This is a genomic window from Acinetobacter endophylla (genome assembly GCF_053543775.1).
The window spans coordinates 1-309 of record NZ_JBLVOM010000182.1 but is presented as its reverse complement, the minus strand read 5'-3'; the positions used below and the strand labels follow the sequence as shown (position 1 = coordinate 309).

Sequence of the window (309 nt, the reverse complement as noted above, 5' to 3'; positions counted from 1 at the left end):
CTAAACACGCTTAACTTAGAAGATCGAGAACAAATTGATGAAATCAGCAAGAAGATTCGACAGGCCATTATGCAAGCAGCCATTCCTTCCGATGTTGTGAAAGCAGTTGCTCACTATCTCTCCCCGTTTGGCGATGAATATCCTTATGCCGTGCGTTCTAGTGCGACTGCTGAGGATTTGCCACATGCTTCTTTTGCAGGTCAACAAGACACCTATTTAAATATTATCGGCAAAGAGTCCATCTTGGAGCATATCCGCAAATGTTGGGCTTCGCTATTTACGGATCGCGCGGTAATTTACCGAATGCAG

General features: G+C 44.7%; 1 protein-coding gene. It reads left to right on the top strand.

Annotation, left to right across the window (positions count from 1 at the left end):
- Positions 1-309, top strand: a 309-nt coding sequence (locus tag ACNPNW_RS06240; RefSeq protein ID WP_448766744.1) for a PEP/pyruvate-binding domain-containing protein, incomplete at both ends; no start/stop codon positions are given.